Consider the following 22,191-nt stretch of genomic DNA (forward strand, 5'->3'; position numbering starts at 1 on the left):
GGGCGGTGACTGAGCTTCAGGACCGGGTTGTCGCACGCCTCTTAGCAGCTCAGAACGCCGGGGACGCCACGGCGTTGCGCGAACCGGACGCGGTCGGCGATGCGTTGGCCCTGCTGCGCGAGGCGGCGCCATCGCCCGAGGAAACGATTGATCTCGCCGCGGTCGCCGCCGTCTGCTGGACCTTCTGGCTCCGCCACCTTGGCCCCGAGGACCCGGACGCGCAGCAGAACATGACGATCACGTTGAGTGCCTTCGGGTTCCTGTGTCCACGGGTACCCGCGGACGCACAGCTTCCGCAGCCGCTGCGGGACGCCTTCGATCCAGCGGATCCGGCGCATGACGCACGGTTCGCGTACCTCGTCAGCTCGGCGTACGGCGATGCCGTCGGCAACGCGCCGGACCTCACGGAACCCGACCGGCTGGCCGCGCTGGGCCGTGCCCTTGCCTGGTCCGAGACGGCACGCCAGTCACTGCCGGAAGGCCACGAGGGTTACGCCGAGTTGGCGTTCCACGCCCTCGGGCTCGATGTGACGCGCTTCCAGCTCGCGGCGGACCCGGATGCCCTCGCCTCCGCGGCCCGGCACGCGGGAGCGGTGTGCGAGCGGTTGCCGTCCCTCGGCCCGGCGGCGGCCGAGGCTGCCGACATCGCCATCGGGACCCTGCTGGACGCCGCGCGATTACTCGGTGAACCGTCACTCGCCGAGGTCGAGCGGCTGGTCGCGGCGGCCTCCGAGGACGCGCTCACCCCGAAGGCCGCCGAAGGGCTGCGCTTCCTGCGCGAGCTCTACGCCGCACCCACCGGCTGGCCAGGTGAACGGGACCTGCGCGTCGGCTCGGCCATCGCCGAGGCGGGCGCGCGAGAGCACGACGCGGGCCGGGTCGCCTGCGGCGTACGACGACTGCGCGCCGCACTCGCGCACACCCCCACGGACCATCCGGCCCATCCCCTCGTCGCCGCCGCCCTGGGCCAGGCGCTCGGGGCCTTCGCACGGGAGCGCGGCGACAACGCGGCGGCATATGAGGCGCTCGAACTGCTGGCCATCGTCGGCGCGACGGGCGCGATGAGCGACGTGGACAGCGAACTCCTCACCGATCTGCGGACATTGACGAAACTGGCGGACGGCGACGATCCGCGTCCCTTCGAGGACGCCCGCCCGGCGATCGGCCGGATCATCGAACGGCTCAGGGAGAGTTCCACGCCGGACGGTGAGTCCTTTGCGGACATCGACCTCGAAGTCCTCGACATGGCCACCGCGATCACCTCGGGCGCGGTGTCCGACGAGCGGATCGTCCGGTATCGCGCCGCCCTGGCCGCGCTTCCCGCCGAACAGCCGAGGCGTTACGCCTATGTCGCCGTCCTGGCCGCCCTCATCGGGGCGCGCGGGCAGGAAGTGAGCGGGACAGAACCGGACAGAGCCGCCCAACTCGCCGCCGAGGCAAGTGCGTTGATGGAGGAGGTGGCGGCCGTCGCCCCGGCCGACTTCCTGCCGCTCGGCCTGCTGCGCCGCGGCGTGTTCGACGCCGCGCTGCCCGTCGCCCTGTCAACGGTCCCCTTGGGCGGACCGGAGGACGGCACGGTGAGCGGTGAGTTGGCCAGGACGGTCTCCTTGATGTCCCGCCTGTCCGACGTCCAGTTCGACGGGAGCGAACACCTCGAATCCGACATCGCGGTGATACGGGGAATGCTCGCGGACATCGGCGAGGAGGACCCCTTGCGCGCGTCGTTGTCCGGGGTGCTCGGCATCGCGCTCTCCGCCCACGCCACCGCAGACGGCGATCCCACCCCTCTCGACGAGGCCGTCACGCTGCTGCGCCACGCGCGCTCGCACGCGTCCGACTACCCCGCGGAGCTCGATTCGATACTCGCTTACGCGCTCACCATCTCGCCCGTCGGGCTCTTCGACGCGGAAGCGGCGCGAGAGGCGTCGGCACTGCTCGCCACCGCGGCGGCGAACGGGACCGCCACCGGCGGAGATCTGGCGTTGTTGTCGGCCCGTACCGAGTTCTTCAACGCCCTGCAGATCTATCTGGTCGGCCATGAACCCGGCCAGCTCGCACGTGCCCGGGAGCTCGCGGGACGGTTCAAGGAGCTTGTCGGCGAAGCGGCGCGCCAGCACGGGGACCGCTGTCCAGGGCTCGATGTGGCGGGCGACGCCCTGCTCAACCTGGTCGAAACCGTCGGGCCCGGCGGCGGTCCGAACCCGGACATCACCGACGACCATGTCGACCGGTGCAGACGGACGTTCGCGGCGTGTCCTCCCGGTCACCCGACGCGGATAGTGGCCGCGTCCACGCTCATGCGGGCGCTCGTCCAGCGTGCCCTCGCGGTGCGCGCCGCCGATCCGGATCGTGCGGCGCGCCTCGCGGCCGAGGCCGAGGAACTGAGCGGCACCGTGGAGGAGCGGGCAACCGGCGGCTGGACCGACGTGATGCGGGCGTACATCGGTGGCGTCGGCCAAGGCAGCCCGTCTCCGCTCCCGGCGACGAACCGGTCACCCGAGACCCCGCGGCATGCCCCCGCGAACGCTGTGGAGGCCATGCTGACGAGTCTGCGTAACCGCCTGTCCGGCATCGACGACCCCACCGCGCGGCGCGACCCCAGGATTCCGGCGTGGTTCCGGGCACACGATGAACTCGGGGCCGCGGCCGGTGCGTTGGCGAGGGCGCCGAGCATCGGTGTGGGCCTGGACCACCTCGAAGCGGCCGTCGAGGCCATGGCCGACGTCACCGACCGGGGTAGCGACCAGCGGTCCGCGGAGCATGGTCTGACGACGTTCGAGGGGGACATCCGCTCGATCATCGAGCTGGTCCTGTTGCGGGCCCTCGGCCAGCAGGCCGCCACCGTGGCGCACGACCTCGTGCGGAACCTCAGGGCGGCCCTTGAGGAACGGCGTCCGCCGGATGCCTTGCCCGAGTTGGAGCCCCTGTCGCGGGTGGTGGCGGGGCCCCACGTCGACCGCGCCACCGAACTGCTCGAACGTGGGCGCGGGCTGCTGCTGTCCCGGCGGATCGAGGCCCGCGCGGATCTCAGCGAACTGCGGTCGGCACACCCCGCGCTGGCGGATGACTTCGAGCGGCTGGCCGACCAGCTCGGTGCCGAGCCCGATGCGCCCGTCACGGCACCTGCCGGGCACGCCGAGTGGTCGCGGCTGGCCAAGTTCCGCGCGTCGCGGGAGCTCGACGAACTGGTGGAGCGGATCCGCTCCCACCCCGGGTTCCACGGCTTCCTGCGTCCGCTCTCCGCCGATCAGTTGCGCTCCCTCGCGGCCGAGGGCCCGATCGTGGTGCTCAACCACTCGCGACGCCACTGCCATGCCCTCGTCGTGACCGCCGACGAGATCACGGCGCTTCGTCTCGATGCCGAGGCGGACGAGATCGCCGGCGCGGCCCGGCGGCTGTGTGACGCCGTCGACGCCGTCAACGCCCATGGTCCGGTGCGGCCGTCCCCGGCGGAACTCATCGCCGCCGGTGCCACGGTCCGCGAGACGTTGGCGTGGAGCTGGCACAAGATCGTGCGTCCGGTCCTCGGTCTCGTCGGGGCGTGCGAGCGCGTACCCGACGAAGGCCGGTGGCCGCGGATCTGGTGGGTGCCCACGGGACCGTTCAACGCCCTTCCGCTCCACGCGGCGCAGTGCACTCTGCCCGACTGCGAACTCGACGGCTGCGGCGCCGCGTTGGACACCGTGGTGTCCTCGTACGTGCCCGGTTTCCAGATCCTGGCGTACGCGCGCGCCCGGGCCGAGCACCGCGACACCGCCCGCAGCGGCAGCGCCCTGCTGGTCGCGGCGCCGGAGGACGAGCTGCCCGGTGTCGCGGCGGCGGCCGACTACGCGGCCGGACTGCTCGGCGCGCCCGAGCCACTGGTCGGCGCCGCCGCCACCCGCGCGGCCGTCCTGGCCGCGCTCGGCAGCACCCCCTGGGCGCACTTCGGCTGTCACGCGGCCGGCGACCCGATGGAACCGTCCGGCGCGCTGCTCCATCTGCCCAGCGGTGAGCCGCTGTCCGTCCTGGAGATCTGCCGGGCCCGGCCGCGGTCGGCACGGCTCGCCTTCCTCGCGGCCTGCGGCACCGCGCGCACCTCCGAGCGGCTGTCCGACGAGGCCATCCACATCACCAGCGCGTTCCTTCTCGCCGGCTTCCCCACCGCGGTCGGAACCCTCTGGGAGATCGACAGCACCCACGCGGACCAGGTGACCCGCGCCTTCTACCGCCGTATGACGGGCGACGGCACCGACACCTCCGCCCACGCCCTGCACCACACCGTCCGAGGCCTCCGCCGTCGGATCCCCGACCGCCCCCACATCTGGGCGGCCTACGTGCACGCGGGTACGTGAGCCCACGGCGCGCCCCTCGCGGGCAGCGCCCTGGTCCGGTGGACAACCGTCTGGATGGCCGACGCCGGGACACGACACGGGAGTTGCGCGCCTTCGCCGTGGGGTACGCCGGGTGACTCACCGGCCTGATGAGCCGCCTCGTGGGCCGCTGACGCGCGGTTCGCGGTCCGAGGCCACGGCCTCGGACCGCTTTCCGTGCACCGCGTTCCAGTCCACGTCGACGCGCAAGCCAGTTAGATGTTCCCCCGTCACTGACTCCCCCCGGTGCGTCTAGCGAACTAGATGCGGTGCCAGGAACATACCTTCGACACCAACGCCTCTGTCAAGTCAACTAGATGAAACGGCCTGGGTGATGGCCTGTCAGGTGACAGATTCTCTCTAGTTGAAAGGATGGGGATAATGAGAGCCTGTAGACAGACGGCACGGACAGCACGGGCGCGGGGTGGGGAGTAGTGATCAAGGCGATGGGTGACCAGGCTCCGGCTACCGGGCCGCGTACGATCGCGCAGAAGCTCGACTACCTGATCCGGGAGATCCATCCCAAGGGGCGCGGCCCGTTCACGTACCAGGAGATCGCCGACCAGATCCGGCAGCGGGCCAACGAGGGCGACCCGACGGTGTCGCACGGCACGGTTCAGGCCATCCGCACCGGCAAGGTCACCAACCCCGGCGTGGACTCGCTGCGGGCGCTGGCCGCCTTCTTCGGGGTGCCCACCGCCTACTTCCTGGACGACACCGTCTCCGGCGCGGTGGAGGCCCGGATCCGGGAGATCAAGCAGAGCGCGGAGCAGGCCGACGCCGGCGACGAACTGGCCGACGCGCTACAGGACCGGGAGGTCCGCGCCGTCGCGTTCCGGTTGAGCGGCCTGTCGGCCAAGTCGCTGCGTGGCATCAAGGGCATCGTGGAGGGCTTCCGGCAGGCGGAGGGGTTGCCGGAGGTGAAGCCGCAGCGGACCCGACGCCGCAGAGGCTGACCCACCGAGCCCCGCCTCGTGCCGACCGGCACATTCCGCTTACAGTACTGGTCGCGAGTGGTTTGGGTGCGCTCCGAAACGTTCTGCGGTCCGCCCGGCCGGTTCTGGTGTCGGGTGGCTGAAATGAGGCGGGAGCGGATGAAGTGGTGGAGACGTCCACATAGACAGCCGTTCGCCGATCTCACCGAACGGCTCGCCATCCCCCAGCCGTTCAGCCTGGAGGATTTCTGCGCGAGCATCGCGGAGCAGCGCGGCCGTCCGCTGCACCTGCTGCCGCTCGACGGCCCGATGGACCCGAACCTGCCCTGCGGCATCTGGCTCGGCCTGGACTCCGCGGACATCGTGTTCTACGAGGCGAGCGCGGCCGACATCCTCAAGGTGCACATCGTGCTGCACGAGATCGCGCACATGCTGCTCGGCCATGTCGCCCCCGAGCTGAACATCACCGATGACACCACCGAGGCCGAACTCCACACGGCCACCGAGCACTTCGAGAACCTGCTGTCCCGTACCAGCCAGGCGGTGCATGATGCCAGCAGCCCGTCGCTGCCCATCGCGGACATCATCCGGGCGGAAGCCGCGCGGATCCGGACCAGCGCCGCGACGGCCACCGAGCGGGACAGCGAACTGGGCCTGTCGGCCGACCGCATCGTCCATCTCCTCGGCCGCACCAAGTTCGCAAACCGCCAGGAAAAGGACGCGGAGACGCTGGCCACGCTGATCCTCGAACGCGCCAGCCGCAACGAGACAGGCTCCACGTCGGACGAGGCCGCGGATGTGCTCTCCCGCCTCAACGACGCCTTCGGACACCCGGCACGGGGGCTATGAACACCGTCAAGGAAATCGTCCTAGCCCTGTTGTGGGCGGTCACCCTCTGGCGACTGCCCGCCGCGGTGCGCGTACCGCGGCAACGCGCGCTGTGGACCGCGTTCGCGTCCATCGCCGCCGCCTCGACGCTGGGTGAGCCCGGCGTGGTCGACCACGTCGACCAACTGGCCGGGGTCCACAACCTCTCCACCCTCGGCAAGAACCTGCTGGGCATCGTCGGCTCCGCGGCCATCCTGGACTTCGTCGTCGCCATCGCCCGGCCGATGGCGCTGCCCAGGGCCCGCCGCGCGCTGACCGTGCTGGCGACGGTGTCCATGACCGCGATGAGCGTGCTGTTCGCGCTCACCCCGCGGCCGTCCGAGGTCAGCGACTTCTACCAGGCCAACGTCGGCTCCCTGGCGGGCACCGCCTACTGCATGGTCTTCACCGGCTGCCTCGGCATCGCCATGACCGTCGCCACCTGGCTGTTCTGGGCGTACAGCCGGCACGCCGGGGCCGCCTGGCTGCGTACCGGACTACGTCTGCTGGGCGCCGGAACCGCCTTCGGCGCCCTGTACAGCCTGCTGCGCGCCGCCCTGATGCTGCTGGGCTTCCTGCATCCGGGCGTCATCAACGCCCCGGCCACCACGGTGGCGGACGCGGTGGAGAACGCCGCCATCTCCCTGATCATCGTGGGCAGTTCGCTGCCCGCCGTCGGAGTGCTGTGGCGCTCCGTGCGCGACTGGTGGGCGCTGCGCCGCATCCAGCCGCTGTGGGCCGAACTGACCAGCGCGGTACCTGACATCGTGCTGGACGCCCGCTCCCGCCTGACCCCCCGGGTGCGACTGCACCGTACGGTCATCGAGATCCGCGACGCGGTGCTGGTGCTCTCGTCGTACGTACCGGAACACGTGCGCAGGCAGGCGGAGCACACCGCGGGTCTCTCCGGTGTCCAGGGGGACCGGCGCACCGCCCTGTCCGAGGCGATCTGGCTGCGCACCGCGTGCGCGGCGAAGCTCGACGGCGCCGACATCGTCAGCGAGTCGGAACGTCAGGCGACCGCGTCGGCCACCATGGCCCTCGACTTCGACGCGGAAGTGGCCCGGCTGCTCATCCTCAGCGAGGCCTACCACTCCCCCGCGGCCCGCACCCATGCGAAGGAACAAGCGTGACCCTCCTGACCGAGACGGAATCCCGACCGGCTCGCCTGATAACCGACGGCCTTGAGCCCAAGAACTGGATCATCGCGGTGTCGCTGCTCATCGGCTGGCACGCGGACCGCCTCGCCGGGGTCGGTTGGGGCGTGTTCGCCGCGGTGTTCGCGGGCGGCATTCCCACGCTGTGGATCAAGTTCGGGCAGCGAATGGGATATTGGGGAGACCGCCACGCCCGCCGCCGTCAGGACCGGCTGATCCTGATTCCGGGCGTGGTGGTCTCCGTTGTGCTCGGCATCGTGCTGATGGCGTTTCTGGGCTCGCCCCGGGAAATGCTCGCCCTCGTCGCGTCGATGCTTTCCACACTGCTGGCGATCCTGGCCATCACCACGGTGTGGAAGATCTCCGTCCACACCGCGGTGTCCGCCGGCTCGGTGGTCATGCTCGCGCTCGCCTACGGCCCCTGGCTGCTCGCCCTGTTCCCCCTGGTCGCCGTCATCGGCTGGTCCCGGGTGGCCCTGCGCGACCACACCCTCGCCCAGGTCATCGCGGGCACGGCTCTGGGCGCGACGGTGGCGGGGGCGGTTTTCGGGGTGTGGGGATAAGCCGGAGCAGCCGGACCGAACCCCGTCAGTCGTCCACGCTGGCCAAGACCGAACAGCCCGGGGCACGGCGGTGCCCCGGGCTGCCCGTAGCGGTGGGCTACTTGCCGCCGCGCTCGCCCGACCAGCGGGCCGGGCCCATCTGGCGGGACATGATGGTGATGAGTTCGTACGCCGTGTGGGAGGCGGCTACCGCGGTGATCTCGGCGTGGTCGTAGGCGGGGGCCACCTCCACCAGGTCGGCGGAGACCAGGTGGCAGGAGGACAGGCCCCGGATGATTTCCAGCAGTTCACGGGAGGTCAGGCCGCCCGCCTCGGGGGTTCCGGTGCCGGGGGCGTGGGATGGGTCCAGGACGTCGATGTCGACGGAGATGTAGAGCGGGCGCTCACCGATGCGTTCGCGCAGCTGCTGCACCACCTCGTCCACACCGCGCCGCATCACATCGGCGGACGTCACGATGCCGAAGCCCAGCTTGGCGTCCTCGTCCAGGTCGTCCTGGTGGTAGATCGGGCCTCGGGTACCCACGTGGGACAGGGCGGAGGTGTCCAGGATGCCCTCCTCGACCGCCCGCCGGAACGGCGTACCGTGGGTGTACTTCTCACCGAAGTGCGTGTCCCAGGTGTCGAGATGGGCGTCGAAGTGCAGCAGCGCCACGGGGCCGTGCTTGCGGGCCACCGCGCGCAGCAGCGGCAGCGCGATGGTGTGGTCACCGCCGAGGGTCATCAACCGGGCCCCGGTGTCGATGAGTTCACCGGCAGCCGACTCGATAGTCTCCACCGCCTCGTTGAGGTTGTGGGGGTTGGCGGTGATGTCCCCCGCGTCCGCGACCTGGGCGAAGTGGAAGGGGTAGACCTGCTGCGCCGGGTTGTACGGGCGCAGCTGGCGCGACGCCTCACGTATCGCGTTGCCGCCGAACCGTGCGCCGGGCCGGTAGGAGACGCCGGAGTCGAAGGGCACCCCGACCACCGCGATGTCCGTCTCCCCCACCTCGTCCAGCCGGGGCACCCGGCCGAACGTCGCCAACCCCGCGTAGGTCAGGGTCCGTTCGGTCACTTCCGGTCCACGGGGTGGGATCACGCCGTTGTTGAGCGGGGCCATGGTCGTAGCGGTGCCTTTCTTCGGGAGGAGGGGGCGGTTTACGTGGGTGGGTTGCCGTGCTTGCGGGACGGGAGGTCTGCGTGCTTGGTGCGCAGCATCGCCAGGGAGCGGATGAGCACCTCGCGGGTCTCGGCCGGGTCGATCACGTCGTCGACCAGACCGCGCTCGGCCGCGTAGTACGGGTGCATCAGCTCCGACTTGTACTCCTTGACCATCGCGGCCCGCATCTCGTCCGGATCGTCGGCCTCGGCGATCTGCCGACGGAAGATCACGTTCGCCGCGCCCTCGGCACCCATCACCGCGATCTCGTTCGTCGGCCACGCGTACGTCAGGTCAGCACCGATGGACTGCGAGTCCATCACGATGTACGCACCGCCGTACGCCTTGCGCAGGATCAACGAGATCCGCGGCACCGTGGCGTTGCAGTACGCGTACAGCAACTTCGCGCCATGCCGGATGATCCCGCCGTGCTCCTGGTCCACACCCGGCAGGAAGCCCGGCACATCCAGCAGCGTGACCAACGGAATGTTGAACGCATCACACATCTGCACGAAGCGCGCGGCCTTCTCCGACGCCTCGATGTCCAGCACACCGGCGAGCACCTGCGGTTGGTTGGCCACCAGACCGACCACCTGCCCGTCGAGGCGGGCCAGCGCGCACAGCACGTTCTTCGCCCAGCGCTCGTGCACCTCGAGGAAGTCACCGTCGTCGACGATCTCCTCGATCACCTTGCGCATGTCGTACGGGCGGCTGCCGTCCACGGGCACCAGGCTCAACAACGCCTCGGCACGCCGGTCGGCGGGGTCCTGGCAGTCCGCAACCGGCGGCATCTGCCGGTTGTTGGACGGCAGCAGGGAGAGCAGATACCGGACTTCCTCGATGCAGCTCTGCTCGTCGTCGTAGGCGAAGTGCGCCACCCCGGAGGTCTCGGCGTGCACATCCGCACCACCCAGACCGTTCTGCGAGACCTTCTCACCCGTCACCGCCTGCACCACATCCGGGCCGGTGATGAACATCTGCGAGGTCTCCCGCACCATGAACACGAAGTCCGTCAACGCCGGACTGTAAGCGGCACCACCCGCACACGGACCCAGCATCACCGAGATCTGCGGAATCACACCCGACGCCCTCGTGTTGCGCTGGAAGATCCCGCCATACCCGGCCAGCGCCGAGACACCCTCCTGGATCCGGGCACCCGCACCGTCGTTCAACGACACCAACGGCGCACCCGCCGCGATCGCCTTGTCCATGATCTTGTGAATCTTCTGCGCGTGCGCCTCACCCAGCGCACCACCGAAGATCCGGAAATCATGCGCGTACACGAACACCGTGCGCCCATGCACGGTCCCCCACCCGGTGATCACACCATCGGTGTACGGCCGCTTCGCCTCCAGGCCGAACCCCGAAGCACGATGCCGCCGCAACGGCTCCACCTCGTGGAACGACCCCTCATCCAGCAACAGCTCGATCCGCTCACGCGCGGTCAACTTGCCCTTGGCATGCTGCGCCTCGGTCGCCCGCTCACTCGGCCCCCGCCGCACCTGCTCACGAATCGCATGCAGCTCCGCCACACGCCCGTAAGCCTCACCGTCGGGAGGCGTTGCCCGCCCGTGAGGCGTCGCCTGGGTGATCGTGGTCATGGTCGCTCCACCCCCGAGCCCGGTGTGCCGGGCGACAAAGTGGTCCGAAGTCGTGGTCCGACGTTCGGTCAACCGTGGGCCTTCCGCACCCACGTTCGGCGATTCAAACCCGTACAGCAGTGAGACTTCCACCACCATCGCCCCCTACCACCCATCGACCACCCCCTAACCCGACGTGACCAGCAGTCATCGCCAACTCGCCACACCCGCCGGAGCGGTGGTCGGCACACCGGGCCCCATTCGATTCAACGGCCCGTTCACCCGCTGGTGATTTGCACGTTACTTTCACGTGGCGTGCACCTCGCCCATGCTTTTCTTCACCCGTCCGGGTGGTTGCTAGAGTTCCCGAAGAGCCTTCGGCCAGAGGCCCCGGCCGACGTCCGTGACCAGGCCTGCGCGCGAACTGACCTGAGCCGCGCGGGTCGTTGACGTCGTCCCGGAAGCGTACGGGGGAAGGAGCACGAGATCGTGGCCCACTTAGCGGGATTTCGCACGCGCGAGGCGTGAGAGGCATTCCGGAACCCTCCAGAACTACCGTTCGGTAACACAGCCGCCGGTAGCGGAACGCCACCTGACCGGCCTCCTTGATGGCCCCCGGATTTCTGCGCGTCTTAACGGGGAAGGAAATGACGAGTTTGTTGATCGAGCGGGATGAGGAGAAGGCTCGGCTCATCCGGTTTTTCGCCGGAAGATCCGACGGCCGGGGCCGTGTCGGTGTCATAAGCGGGGGTGTCGGCTCGGGTAAGACCGCACTGCTGAACCAGGTGTCGGAAGGCGTCATGGCCTCCGGCGTCCAACTGCTCAGCGCGGTTGCCGCGCCCTCGGAACAGGCCTTCCCCTACGCGGTGTTGGAACAGCTCCTACAGGGCCTGCCGTCGCAAGGCGACGGCCTGCCACCGCTGTTGTTCCCGCTGCCGTCCGAGCACGACCCACGACCGGACGATTCGGACCCGCAGGTACCGCTCACCATCCTGCGCTGCTTCCACCGCACCCTCGCCGAACTCACCGTGGAGCGGCCGCTGCTGATCGCCATCGACGACGTGCAGTTCGCCGACCCGCAGTCGCTGACCTGCCTGGCGTACGCCGTCCGCCGGCTGCCCGGCAACCGGCCCTCGCTGCTGGTCGCCTGCGGCGACCGCGCCTGCAGCACGCCGGCCTCCGTCAGGGAGCTGGGCCACCAACTCGACCTGTGCAACGTACGGCTTGGCCCGCTGTCCGAGCGGGGTGTCAACGGGCTGCTCGCCGACACGTTCGGCGCGGTGGACGCGGACCGGATCGCACCGGCCCTCCACGCGGCCACCGGCGGCAATCCGCTGCTGCTGCACGGTTTCCTGGACGACACCCCGCGCCCGGCCCCGGGCAGTGGTGGCCGGGTGGCGCTGACCCCCAAGGCCGGAGAAATGTTCCGGCAGGCCGCCCTGGGCTGCGTACACCGTGGCGGCGAGAACAACCTGCTGACCGCCCGGGGCATCGCGGTGCTGGGCGGTGCCGAGGCGGTACCGCTGCTGTGCGCGCTGGTCGGGCTGGAGGAGCGGACCGTCCGGCAGGCCGTCTCCGCGCTCGCCGAGGCAGGCATCCTCGACGAGCCGGGCACCGCGTTCCGCCATGAGGCGGTACGCGAGGCCGTGCTGGAGGACCTGCCCGCCGAGTCGGCCGCCCAACTGCGCTCGCTTGCCGCACGGTTGCTCTACGAGGACGGCGCGAGCCCGACCGCCGTGGCGCACCAGCTGATCGACCACGAGCAGCCCGCGTCGCACGAGGAGTGGGTACCGCAGGTGCTGCGGGAGGCCGCGCGCTGGGCACTCGCCGACGACGAGGTCGCGTTCGCCACCCGCTGCCTGCAGACCGCCGAGCGGCGCTGCGCCGACGACCAGGAGCGGCTGGCGATCAGGGCGGAGCTGGCCGAGATCCTCTGGCGGGTCAAGCCGTCCGCGTCCGCACAGCAGTTGCAGTCGCTGGCCGCGCCCGTCCGGGCCGGGCTGCTGCCGCCGAACCAGACGCTGCAGTTGGCGCTGGGCATGCTGTGGAACGGTCAGATGGACGACGCCACCGCGGCGATCCGACAGGTCAACGACGTGATGTCCAAGGAGCCCGACTCCCGGCTGGGCTGCGAACTCCAGGCCGCCCGGCTGCTGATGGCCTCCACGTACCCTGGGACACTGGGCAAGGTCCAGCACTGGCCCGGGCAGGAGCACGGGGGCCGTGGCGCCACGGCGGCGGTGATGCCGATCAGGGCGCTCAGCGCACTGCAGGCCGCGTTGCGCCAGGAGTCCGGGGATGCCGTGGCCGAGCAGGCCGAACAGGTGCTGCGCGGCACGCGGTTGACCGACATGTCCCGGCAGGTGCTCAAGACGGCGCTGCTGGCGCTGGTTTACGCGGAGCGGCTGGGCCCGGCGACGCTGTGGTGCGACCGGCTGCTGGCGGAGGCGGAGGCCCGTAACGCACCGAGCTGGCTGGCCGCGTTCAACGCGGTACGGGCGGAGATCGCCTACCGCCGCGGACACCTGGTCAAGGCGGTCGAGTGCGCCGAGCAGGCGCTGGAACAACTTCCGGCGCACGGATGGGGCGTTGGCATCGGCATGCCGCTGGCCACGCTGGTCAAGGCCAGGACCGCGATGGGCCACCACGACACGGCGGCCGAACTGCTGGAGTCCCCGGTTCCGGACGCGATGTACGCCACCAGGTACGGCGCGCACTACCTCTACGCGCGTGGCCGCCACCAGTTGGCCACCGGCCGCCACCATGCCGCGATGACCGACTTCGCGGCCTGCGGCGAGCGGATGCGCGCCTGGGGCATGGATTCGGCCACCCTGGTGCCGTGGCGGCTGGGCATGGCGGAGACCTGGCTGGCGTTGGACAACCACGAGAAGGCCGCCGAGTGGGCCAAGGACCAACTGGCCCGCGCCGCCGAGTCGCAGCCCCGTGTCCGGGGCGCCGCACGGCGGGTGCTGGCCGCCACGCTGCCGCCTGCCGAGCGGCCCAAGCTGCTCGGCCAGGCGATCAGCGCGCTCCAGTCGGGCGGTGACTGCTACGAGATGGCGCGCGCACTGGCCGATCTGGGCCAGGCGCACAAGCAGCTCGGTGAGGTGGCCAAGGGCCGGTTGCTGGTCCGACGGGCCTGGCGGATGGCGGAGGGTTGCGGCGCCGAGGAGTTGTACCGTTCGCTGCAGCCCACCCCGGTGCGCGGCGGCTCGTCGGAGACGGGCGGGGAGCCCTCGGGCAACGGCCGGGCGGACACCGCCGCGGTCGCCTCGCTCACCGACGCGGAGCGACGCGTCGCCTCACTGGCCGTGTACGGCTATACGAACCGCGAGATCGCGGCCAAGCTGTTCATCACGATCAGTACGGTGGAACAGCACCTCACCCGCGTCTACCGCAAGATCAACATAAGTCACCGCCAGGACCTTCCGGTCAGTTTGGACAGCGATGTCGCACACAGCGCCTGACGGCTCGGCGCCGAGCCCGACCCCCGGCAGATCCGACGGACGGCTGCTCGCCGTCAGCGACCTGCACATCGGCATGCCGGACAACCGGCCGATCACCGAGTCGCTGCGGCCGACGAGCGACGGTGACTGGCTGATCGTCGCCGGGGACGTCGGTGAGCTGACGCATGACATCGAGTGGGCGCTACGGCTGCTTACCAGCCGTTTCGCCAAGGTGGTGTGGGCGCCCGGCAACCACGAGCTGTGGACGCCGCGCGAGGAGCCGCTGCAACTGCGCGGCGAGCAGCGCTACCGGCATCTGGTGGAGATGTGCCGCGGCCTGGGCGTGGTCACGCCGGAGGACCCGTATCCGGTGTGGCGGGGAGCGCAGGGGCCGGTGGCGGTGGCGCCGCTGTTCCTGCTGTACGACTACACCTTCCGGGCGCCCGGCACCACGACGAAGGAGGAGTCGCTGGCCCGGGCGCACGAGGCGGGCGTGGTGTGCACCGACGAGTACCTGCTGCACCCGGACCCGTATCCGAGCCGGGACGCCTGGTGCCGGGAGCGGGTGCGGGAGACCGAGCGGCGGCTGGCGGCGCACGACCCTTCGGTGCCGCTCGTGCTGGTCAACCACTATCCGCTGGTGCGCGAGCCGACCGACGTGCTGTGGCACCCGGAGTTCGCGCAGTGGTGCGGCACCGAGCTGACCGCCGACTGGCACCGCCGGTTCAATACCGCGGCGGTGGTCTACGGGCACCTGCACATCCCCAGGACCACCTGGCACGACGGGATCCGGTTCGAGGAGGTCTCGATCGGCTACCCCCGCGAGTGGCGCCGCCGCGGCCATCCGCGGGGGCTGCTGCGGCAGATCCTGCCCTACCCCGAGGACGGCGAGAAGGAGGGGAACGGCGAGTGATAGGCGAACTGCTTCCCGCTGCGGTGGCCAGCGCCGAGGCGTTCGAGGACTGCTCCGAGGACGAGTTGTTCCCGCAGGAGCGGAAGTTGCTCGGCAACTCGGTGGAGCGCAGACGCAGGGAGTTCACCACCGTACGGGCCTGTGCCCGGCGGGCGTTGGCGGACCTGGGTCTGCCACCCACGCCGGTGCTGCCAGGGGTGCGCAACGCGCCACGGTGGCCGGACGGGATCGTGGGCAGCATGACGCACTGTGACGGCTATCGGGCGGCGGCGCTGGCCAGGGCGGCGGAGATGGTGACCGTCGGCATCGACGCCGAACCCGATCTTCCGCTGCGGCCCGGGGTGGTGGAGTCGATCGCCCTGCCCAGCGAACTGTCCTGGGTGCGGGCGGCGGTGCCCGGCGCCGTGCACCGGGACCGGCTGCTGTTCAGCGCCAAGGAGTGCGTCTACAAGGCGTGGTATCCCATGATGCGCAGCGAACTCGACTTCGAGGACGCGGAGATCGCCTTCGCCACCCAGACCGTCGACCCGGCGGGCAGCTCCGGCACGTTCACCGCACAGGTGCTGCGTCCGGCGCGGCACGCTTCGGGTCGGTGGATGGACGCGTTCCGCGGCCGCTGGGCGGCCAGCCGCGGGCTGATCGTCACCACCATCGCACTGCCCGCCGTGGAACGCTGAAACCAATCCGGACCAGCGCCGGAAACCAGGGTCGGTAGGGGTTGGCGGGGTAACCGGGGCGAAAATAGCGTGGGTTCATGCTCGTGCCGGATTTTCCGTTCTCGTACGACAGCTGGCTACGTCATCCGGCCGGGCTCGGCAGCCTGCCGCCGGATAGGGCCGGAACCGAGATCGCCGTTGTGGGCGGCGGTATGGCGGGAATCACCGCCGCCTACGAACTGATGCGGCTCGGGCTGCGTCCCGTGCTTTACGAGGCCGAGCAGTTGGGCGGCCGAATGCGTTCCGTGCCGTTTCCCGGGGAACCGGAACGCATCGCCGAGATGGGCGCCATGCGGTTTCCGCTGTCCGGCCGTTCGCTGTTCCACTACATCGACCTGCTGGGCCTGCGCACTTTTCCGTTTCCCAATCCGCTGGCGCCGAGCACCCCGAGCACCGTGATAGACCTCAACGGCCACCGCCATCACGCACGTTCGGTGGAGGAACTGCCGGGGATCTACCAGGAGGTGTCCGACGCCTGGGACAAGGCGCTCCAGGAGCGGGCCGAGCTGTCCACGGTGCGTGACGCGATGCGGCGCGGTGATGTGGAGACGCTGAAGGTGGTGTGGAACCGGCTGGTCACGGAGTTCGACGACCAGTCGTTCTACGGGTTCCTGGCCACCTCCCCCTCGTTCCAGTCGTTCCGGCACCGGGAGATCTTCGGGCAGGTGGGATTCGGCACCGGCGGGTGGGACACGGATTTCCCCAATTCGTTCCTTGAGATCCTGCGAGTGGTGTTCACCGAGGCGGACGAAAACCAGGTCGGCATAGCGGGCGGCTGCCAGCAGGTGCCGCGCGGACTGTGGCGGCACGCTCCCGCCGACCTGGCGCACTGGCCCGTCGGGACGTCACTGGCCGGGCTGCACGGGGGCGCTCCCCGGCCCGCCGTCACCCGGATCGCCCGGACCCCGGACTCCGCCGGATTTTCGGTGACGGACGAGGAGAACACCGTGCGGGAGTACCCGGCGGTCGTCTTCACTCCCCATCTGTGGACGCTGCTGCACCGGATCGACTGCGATCCGCGGATTCTGTCCACCGAGCACTGGACAGCCGTGGAGCGCACCCACTACATGGGATCGTCAAAGGTTTTCGTGCTGGTCGACCGGCCGTTCTGGCGGGACACCGATCCGGAAACCGGACACGACGTGATGGGCATGACGCTCACCGACCGGATGCCGCGCGGTGTTTATCTTTTCGAGGACGGTCCTGACCGGCCCGCGGTCATGTGCCTGTCGTACACCTGGAACGACGATTCACTGAAGTACGCCACCCTTTCCGCGGACGAGCGGCTTGAGGCGCTGCTGAGCAGTTTGGCGGCGATCCATCCGAACGTCGACATCCGTTCGCACATCATCGGTGACCCGATCACCATCACGTGGGAGACGGAACCGCGTTTCATGGGCGCGTTCAAGTCGAACCTGCCGGGTCAATACCGTTATCAGCGGCGGCTTTTCACCCAGTTCATGCAGGAGGAGATGGATCCGGCGCACCGCGGTCTCTTCCTGTGCGGCGACGACGTCTCCTGGACGGCCGGTTTCGCCGAGGGCGCGGTGACCACGGCGCTGAACGCGGTGTGGGGGGTCGTCAACCACCTCGGCGGCGGTACGCATCCGCATAATCCGGGGCCGGGGGATCTCTTCCCTGACCTGGCGCCCGTTGAACTTCCGTACGTCTGAACAACCGCACAAGAAAAAAAAGGGGGGTTGACGGAGTCACATCCGCCAACCCCCCTTTTTTTCCGTCCAGCTATTCCTGGGCGAGGGCCTCCAGTCGGCGCTTGTCCGGCTTGCCGTTGCGGTTGAGCGGAAAGGCGTCCAGCACGATGACCCGGTTGGGCTGCTCGTAGGCGGGCAGCAACTCGTTGAGCACCTCGCGCCAGTGCGCGGCGTCCCGCCGCTGCTCGTCCTCCACGAAGAACACCAGCTGCGCGCCGCGCCGTTCGTCCGGCAGCGGTACCACCCGTACCGGGCACCGCGCGGCCTCGACCTTGCGCTCGATGAGTTCCGGGTAGAGCGTGTAGCCCATGCGGTGCACGGCGAGCTTGCGACCGAGGACGAACAGGTTGCCGTGCTCGTCCAGATGGCCGAGGTCGCCGGTGGGCTGCCAGCCGGTCGGTGTGCGGATGAGCGTGCCGTCCTCGGCGAGGTGGCCTTCCAGCGCGTCGGGGGTGTCGACCTGGATCTCGCCCGCCTCTCCGGCGGGCATCGGTCGGCCGTCCTCGTCCACGATCCTGACCTGGATGCCCTCCATGGGGCGGCCGGTGGCGACCGGATTGTCCAGGGTGGCGAAGGCGATGTTGCCCAGTTCGGTGCTGCCGTAGCTGTCCAGCAGCGGCAGGCCGAACTCCTCGGCGTAGGCGGCGACCAGTGGTGCGTCCAGCGGTGCGGCGCCGACGCAGAACATCCGGGTGGACTCCAGGTGGGCGCGCAGCGCGGCCTTGCGGGTCACCAGGTTGAGGATGCTGCGGTAGCTGGAGGGTGTGGCGTCGATCACCGTGGTACCGGTCTGTCCGGCCATGCGCAGCGCGTGGTCGAGCCGACGGTAGGGGGCGACCACCAGCGAGCACCGGGTGAGCCAGGCGATCAGCACCATCGACAGGCCGTACTGGTGGGCGAAGGGAAGCAGCGGCAGCAGCACGTCATCGGGCCGATGGCCGACCTGCGCGGCGTTGCGCTCCAGGTTGCGCAGGAACTTGGCACCGGACTTGACGACACCCTTGGGGGTGCCGGTCGAGCCCGAGGTCCACATGATCAGGCCGTCCGGCAGTTCGCCCCAGGCGTCGAACGACAGCCGCTCGGTGCCCGCCGGACGGTCGGTCGCGGCGACCAGCAGCTCGTAGAGGTGGACGGGGTCGGCCTCGGCGTCGATGGGCGCGTCGTCGTCCACGAAGGTCTTCTTGACGCCGGTGCGCAGCGCGATCCGCCGGGTCTCCTCGACATGCTCCTGCTGGTCGACCAGCACGATGGAGGCACCGACGTGCATCAGTGCGAACAGCACGCAGACATAGGCGGCGGAGTTCCCGGCCTTGAGCATGACGCGGTCGCCCGTGCCGACTCCGCCGTCGCGGATGACGGCGGCGATGCGCAGCGCGTCGCGCTCGAAGTCATCGAGTGTCTGTACCGAGTCGACTGCAAATATTCTCGCGGTCATACGTAGGCTTCCTTGTCCTACTCGGCTTGAATGGCTTTGACATTGGCGATGTTCATGGTGTTTGCGATGTTCTCGATCGATATCGACATGAGCTGGTCATGCACGAGGTTGACCACCTCGCGCTTGCTGTTGTCGAGGAAGCGCTGCGCGCCGGGCAGGACTTCGAGGTCGAACCGCCCGCCGGTGCACCGTCGCCAGGCCCGTACCCCGGCTGGTGTGGTGCGGGGGTCGTGGTTGCCGGTGAGCGCGACGATGCGGCAGCTCAGCGTCGGCGGGCCGAGCGGGGCGTGCACACCGGGGGCGTTACGGCCCGAGACGAACAGCGTCATCAGCAGTGCGGTGGTCTCCCGCTCCAGCCGTTGGGCCACCCGGTAGGCGAGGTAGGCGCCGTCGCGGTGGCCGAAGAACGCCAGTCGGCGGTCGGTCCAGTCACCAAGCGCCTCGAAGATCTGGTCGGCCAACTCCTCGTCGTCCTGGACGGGTTCACCCTCGCCGTGGCACAGGTCGTCGGGATCCCCCGCGTCTCCCGGGTACTGGATGACCAGTACCTCCACGGTGGGCAGCAGCAGTTCCGCCAACGCCAGGTAGTAGGCGGTGGAGTTCACGAAGCCCGGAAAGCAGACCAGGCGGAAGCTGCTCGGGGTGGCCGGTTGCAGGATCCTGATCAGGCCGATGTCGTCGGGCGTGGTCTCTTCCGTCATGTGGTCGGCGGCCCCTGCCTGAGGGGGGTCCACACCTTGTGGTTCTTGCGGTACCAGTCCACGGTCTCGGCTATGCCCAGCGTGAAGTCATGGACCGGCCGGTACCCCAGCTCGTCGCGGATCTTGGTCCAGTCGACGCTGTACCGGCGGTCGTGCCCCTTGCGGTCGGCGACCAGGTCCACCCGGTCCCAGTCCGCCCCGCACGCCTCCAACAGCACTTCGGTGAGCTGCTTGTTGGTCAGCTCGGTGCCGCCGCCGATGTTGTATATCTCGCCGGGTCTACCGCCGGTGAGCACCGCGAGCAGACCTCTGCAGTGGTCGTCCACGTGCAGCCAGTCCCGTACGTTGCCGCCGTCGCCGTACAGCGGTACGTTCTGGCCGCTCAGCAGACGGCTGACGAACAGCGGGATGACCTTCTCCGGGTACTGGTACGGGCCGTAGTTGTTGGAGCAGCGGGTCACCCGCACGTCCAGGCCGTGGGTGCGGTGGTAGGACAGCGCTATCAGGTCGCTGGCGGCCTTCGACGCGGAGTACGGCGAGTTGGGCAGCAGCACGTCGTCCTCGGTGGACGAGCCGAACGGCACCGAGCCGTACACCTCGTCGGTCGAGACGTGCACGAACGGCGCGGTGCCGTGCCGCAGCGCGGCGTCCAACAGGGTGCTGGTGCCCAGGACGTTGGTGTGCACGAAGTCCTGTGCCGCCGCGATGGAACGGTCCACATGCGACTCGGCGGCCAGGTGGATCACCGCGTCGTGCTCGGCGACCAGCCGGTCGACCAGGGCGACGTCGGTGATGTCACCGCGGACGAACGCGTAGCCGGGCGCGTCCTGGACCGGTGCGAGGTTCTCCAGGCAGCCCGCGTAGGTGAGCTTGTCCAGGACGGTGACCCGCACGTCGTCACCGAGCGGCCGGTCGGGGCCGAGGACGGTGCGCACGAGATGGGAGCCGATGAAACCGGCGGCGCCGGTGATCAGGAGCTTCATGAGCGGATCTGCACCTTGCTGTGGTCACCGAGGATCAGGCGGTGGGCTTGCGGGGTACGGGGGGCGGGCGTGACCGCCACATCACGGCCGATCATGGACGCCTCGATGCGGCGGACGCCGTCGATCGTGGCGCCGGTGAGCACGATCGAGTACTCGATCTCGCTGTCCGCGATGGTGCAGTGGTCGGCGACCGAGGTGAACGGCCCGATGTAGGAGCCCTCTATGCGGGTGCCGCGACCGATGATCGCCGGTCCGACGATCCGGGAGCGGGACACCGTGGCGCCCGGCTCTATGACGACCCGGCCGACGAGTTCGCTCTCCTCGTCCACGGTGCCCTCGCAGCGCGGGTCGAGCCGGTCGAGCACCGTCCGGTTGACCTCCAGCATGTCGGTGGCGTTGCCGGTGTCCTTCCAGTAACCGGTGACGACCGAGGAGCGCACCTTGGCGTCGTGGTCGATCAGCCACTGGATGGCGTCGGTGATCTCCAACTCGCCGCGTGCGGACGGGGCGATGGCGTTGACCGCGTCGTGGATGGCGGGCGTGAAGAAGTAGACCCCGACCAGTGCGAGGTCGCTCTTGGGGAACGCCGGCTTCTCCTCAAGCGCGACGACCCGCCCCTCGTCGTCCAGTTCGGCGACGCCGAAGGCGGAGGGGTTGCTGACCCGGGTGAGCATGATCTGGGCGTCCGGTGTGGTGTCCCGGAAGTCCGCCAACTGGTCGGCGATCCCGCCGACCAGGAAGTTGTCACCCAGGTACATGACGAAGTCGTCGTCGCCGAGCCAGTCCCGCGCGATGCGCACCGCGTGTGCCAGGCCCAGCGGCCGTTCCTGCGGAATGTAGGTGACCTTAAGGCCGAAGGCCGAACCGTCTCCCACGGCGGCCCGGATCTCCGGAGCGGTGTCGCCCACGATGATCCCCACCTCGGTGACGCCCGCCTCGGCGATGCCTTCGAGTACGTAGAAAAGGATGGGCTTGTTGGCCACCGGGACGAGTTGCTTCGCCGATGTGTGGGTCAGGGGACGCAGGCGGGTGCCGGACCCCCCGGACAGGACGAGCGCCTTCACGGGGTCTCCTCGATCGGCTCGGTGCTCTCGCTGGTAGCGGAGGCGAGGGAGTGCAGGAAGGCCCGGCACTCCTGGTAGGACGGCAGCAGACCGGCCGCCTGGGCCTGCGACAGGCTCGGGGCGGTGGCGTCCTTGGCGGACAGGATGGGTGCCGTGCCGTCCAGCCAGTCGATGCCCAGGTCCGGGTCGAGCGGGTTGACGCCGTGCTCGCGGCCCGGGTCGTATCCGGTCGAGCACAGGTAGACGACGGTCGCCTCGTCGGTCAGCGCCTGGAAGGCGTGGCCGAGCCCCTCGGACAGGAACACCGCGTTGCGTTCGACGTCGTTGAGCTCCACCGCCTCCCACTCGCCGAACGTCGGCGAGCCGGTGCGCAGGTCCACCACCACGTCGCGGACCGCGCCGCGCACACAGGTGACGTACTTGGCCTGGCTGGGCGGTACGTCGGCGAAGTGCACACCGCGCAGCACACCACGGCGGGACACCGAGCAGTTGGCCTGCGCGAGGTTCAGCCGGCGGCCGGTCGCCTCCAGGAGCCGCTCGCCCTGGAAGACTTCCAGGAAGGTGCCGCGGTCATCGTCGAACTGCCGCGGCTGGTGCACCCAGGCGCCGTCGATGGACAGGGGTTTCATGGC

At 69.8% G+C, this 22,191-nt stretch carries 16 protein-coding genes; 9 read left to right on the top strand and 7 right to left on the bottom strand.

Annotation, left to right across the window (positions count from 1 at the left end):
- Positions 1–5 precede the first annotated feature (5 nt).
- From P3G67_RS19030 to P3G67_RS19050, 5 genes are all read left to right on the top strand, one after another.
- Entirely contained in the window at positions 6–4,334 is a 4,329-nt protein-coding gene (locus tag P3G67_RS19030; protein WP_276094507.1) for a CHAT domain-containing protein, read from the top strand.
- A gap of 452 nt (positions 4,335–4,786) precedes the next feature.
- Positions 4,787–5,308 carry an XRE family transcriptional regulator gene (locus P3G67_RS19035; RefSeq protein ID WP_276094508.1) on the top strand — a complete coding sequence of 174 codons (522 nt, stop codon included), beginning with the start codon at positions 4,787–4,789 and terminating at the stop codon, positions 5,306–5,308.
- Positions 5,309–5,446: 138 nt separating this feature from the next.
- Positions 5,447–6,136 (top strand): hypothetical protein, encoded by a 690-nt coding sequence (locus tag P3G67_RS19040; protein WP_276094509.1) that lies wholly within the window; start codon positions 5,447–5,449, stop codon positions 6,134–6,136.
- Positions 6,133–7,287: an MAB_1171c family putative transporter gene (locus tag P3G67_RS19045; RefSeq protein ID WP_276094510.1), complete on the top strand. Its 1,155-nt coding sequence runs from the start codon at positions 6,133–6,135 to the stop codon at positions 7,285–7,287. The genes P3G67_RS19040 and P3G67_RS19045 overlap by 4 nt, the downstream gene beginning before the upstream one ends.
- Positions 7,284–7,874 (top strand): phosphatase PAP2 family protein, encoded by a 591-nt coding sequence (locus P3G67_RS19050; RefSeq protein ID WP_269859359.1) that lies wholly within the window; start codon positions 7,284–7,286, stop codon positions 7,872–7,874. Before P3G67_RS19045 ends, P3G67_RS19050 begins: the two co-directional genes overlap by 4 nt.
- Positions 7,875–7,971: 97 nt before the next feature.
- Here P3G67_RS19050 and speB read toward each other — a convergent pair whose 3' ends face one another.
- Both speB and P3G67_RS19060 read right to left on the bottom strand, forming a co-directional pair.
- A complete protein-coding gene (gene speB / locus P3G67_RS19055) occupies positions 7,972–8,970 on the bottom strand; it encodes an agmatinase (RefSeq protein ID WP_269859358.1) in 999 nt (332 codons plus the stop codon).
- A 38-nt stretch (positions 8,971–9,008) separates the two neighbouring features.
- Positions 9,009–10,610: an acyl-CoA carboxylase subunit beta gene (locus P3G67_RS19060; protein WP_276094511.1), complete on the bottom strand. Its 1,602-nt coding sequence runs from the start codon at positions 10,608–10,610 to the stop codon at positions 9,009–9,011.
- A gap of 626 nt (positions 10,611–11,236) precedes the next feature.
- Here P3G67_RS19060 and P3G67_RS19065 point away from each other — a divergent pair.
- The 4 genes from P3G67_RS19065 to P3G67_RS19080 all read left to right on the top strand — a co-directional run bounded on the left by P3G67_RS19065 (position 11,237) and on the right by P3G67_RS19080 (position 17,337).
- Positions 11,237–14,056: a helix-turn-helix transcriptional regulator gene (locus P3G67_RS19065; RefSeq protein ID WP_276094512.1), complete on the top strand. Its 2,820-nt coding sequence runs from the start codon at positions 11,237–11,239 to the stop codon at positions 14,054–14,056.
- Positions 14,037–14,948 carry a metallophosphoesterase family protein gene (locus P3G67_RS19070; protein WP_269859619.1) on the top strand — a complete coding sequence of 304 codons (912 nt, stop codon included), beginning with the start codon at positions 14,037–14,039 and terminating at the stop codon, positions 14,946–14,948. The genes P3G67_RS19065 and P3G67_RS19070 overlap by 20 nt, the downstream gene beginning before the upstream one ends.
- Positions 14,945–15,625, top strand: coding sequence for a 4'-phosphopantetheinyl transferase family protein (locus P3G67_RS19075; protein WP_276094513.1), 681 nt, complete (start codon positions 14,945–14,947; stop codon positions 15,623–15,625). The genes P3G67_RS19070 and P3G67_RS19075 overlap by 4 nt, the downstream gene beginning before the upstream one ends.
- Before the next feature lie 77 nt (positions 15,626–15,702).
- On the top strand, positions 15,703–17,337 hold the full coding sequence (locus P3G67_RS19080; RefSeq protein ID WP_276094514.1) for a flavin monoamine oxidase family protein: 1,635 nt from the start codon (positions 15,703–15,705) through the stop codon (positions 17,335–17,337).
- Positions 17,338–17,407: 70 nt separating this feature from the next.
- On the opposite strand, the gene P3G67_RS19085 is transcribed toward P3G67_RS19080, so the two are convergent.
- Genes P3G67_RS19085 through rfbC form a run of 5 tightly spaced genes read right to left on the bottom strand, consistent with a single transcriptional unit; the run spans position 17,408 to position 22,188 of the window.
- A complete protein-coding gene (locus tag P3G67_RS19085; RefSeq protein ID WP_269859616.1) occupies positions 17,408–18,811 on the bottom strand; it encodes a class I adenylate-forming enzyme family protein in 1,404 nt (467 codons plus the stop codon).
- A 17-nt stretch (positions 18,812–18,828) separates the two neighbouring features.
- Positions 18,829–19,512: a thioesterase II family protein gene (locus P3G67_RS19090; RefSeq protein WP_269859615.1), complete on the bottom strand. Its 684-nt coding sequence runs from the start codon at positions 19,510–19,512 to the stop codon at positions 18,829–18,831.
- The gene (gene rfbB, locus P3G67_RS19095; RefSeq protein WP_276094515.1) at positions 19,509–20,495 is read right to left on the bottom strand and encodes a dTDP-glucose 4,6-dehydratase; all 987 of its coding nucleotides are present in this window, start codon (positions 20,493–20,495) and stop codon (positions 19,509–19,511) included. The genes P3G67_RS19090 and rfbB overlap by 4 nt, the downstream gene beginning before the upstream one ends.
- Positions 20,492–21,559: a glucose-1-phosphate thymidylyltransferase gene (locus tag P3G67_RS19100; protein WP_276094516.1), complete on the bottom strand. Its 1,068-nt coding sequence runs from the start codon at positions 21,557–21,559 to the stop codon at positions 20,492–20,494. Before P3G67_RS19100 ends, rfbB begins: the two co-directional genes overlap by 4 nt.
- Entirely contained in the window at positions 21,556–22,188 is a 633-nt protein-coding gene (gene rfbC, locus P3G67_RS19105) for a dTDP-4-dehydrorhamnose 3,5-epimerase (RefSeq protein ID WP_269859612.1), read from the bottom strand. Before rfbC ends, P3G67_RS19100 begins: the two co-directional genes overlap by 4 nt.
- Positions 22,189–22,191 lie beyond the last annotated feature (3 nt).

This window comes from Streptomyces silvisoli, from assembly GCF_029269905.1.
GTDB classification, from domain to species: Bacteria; Actinomycetota; Actinomycetes; order Streptomycetales; family Streptomycetaceae; genus Streptantibioticus_A; species Streptantibioticus_A silvisoli_A.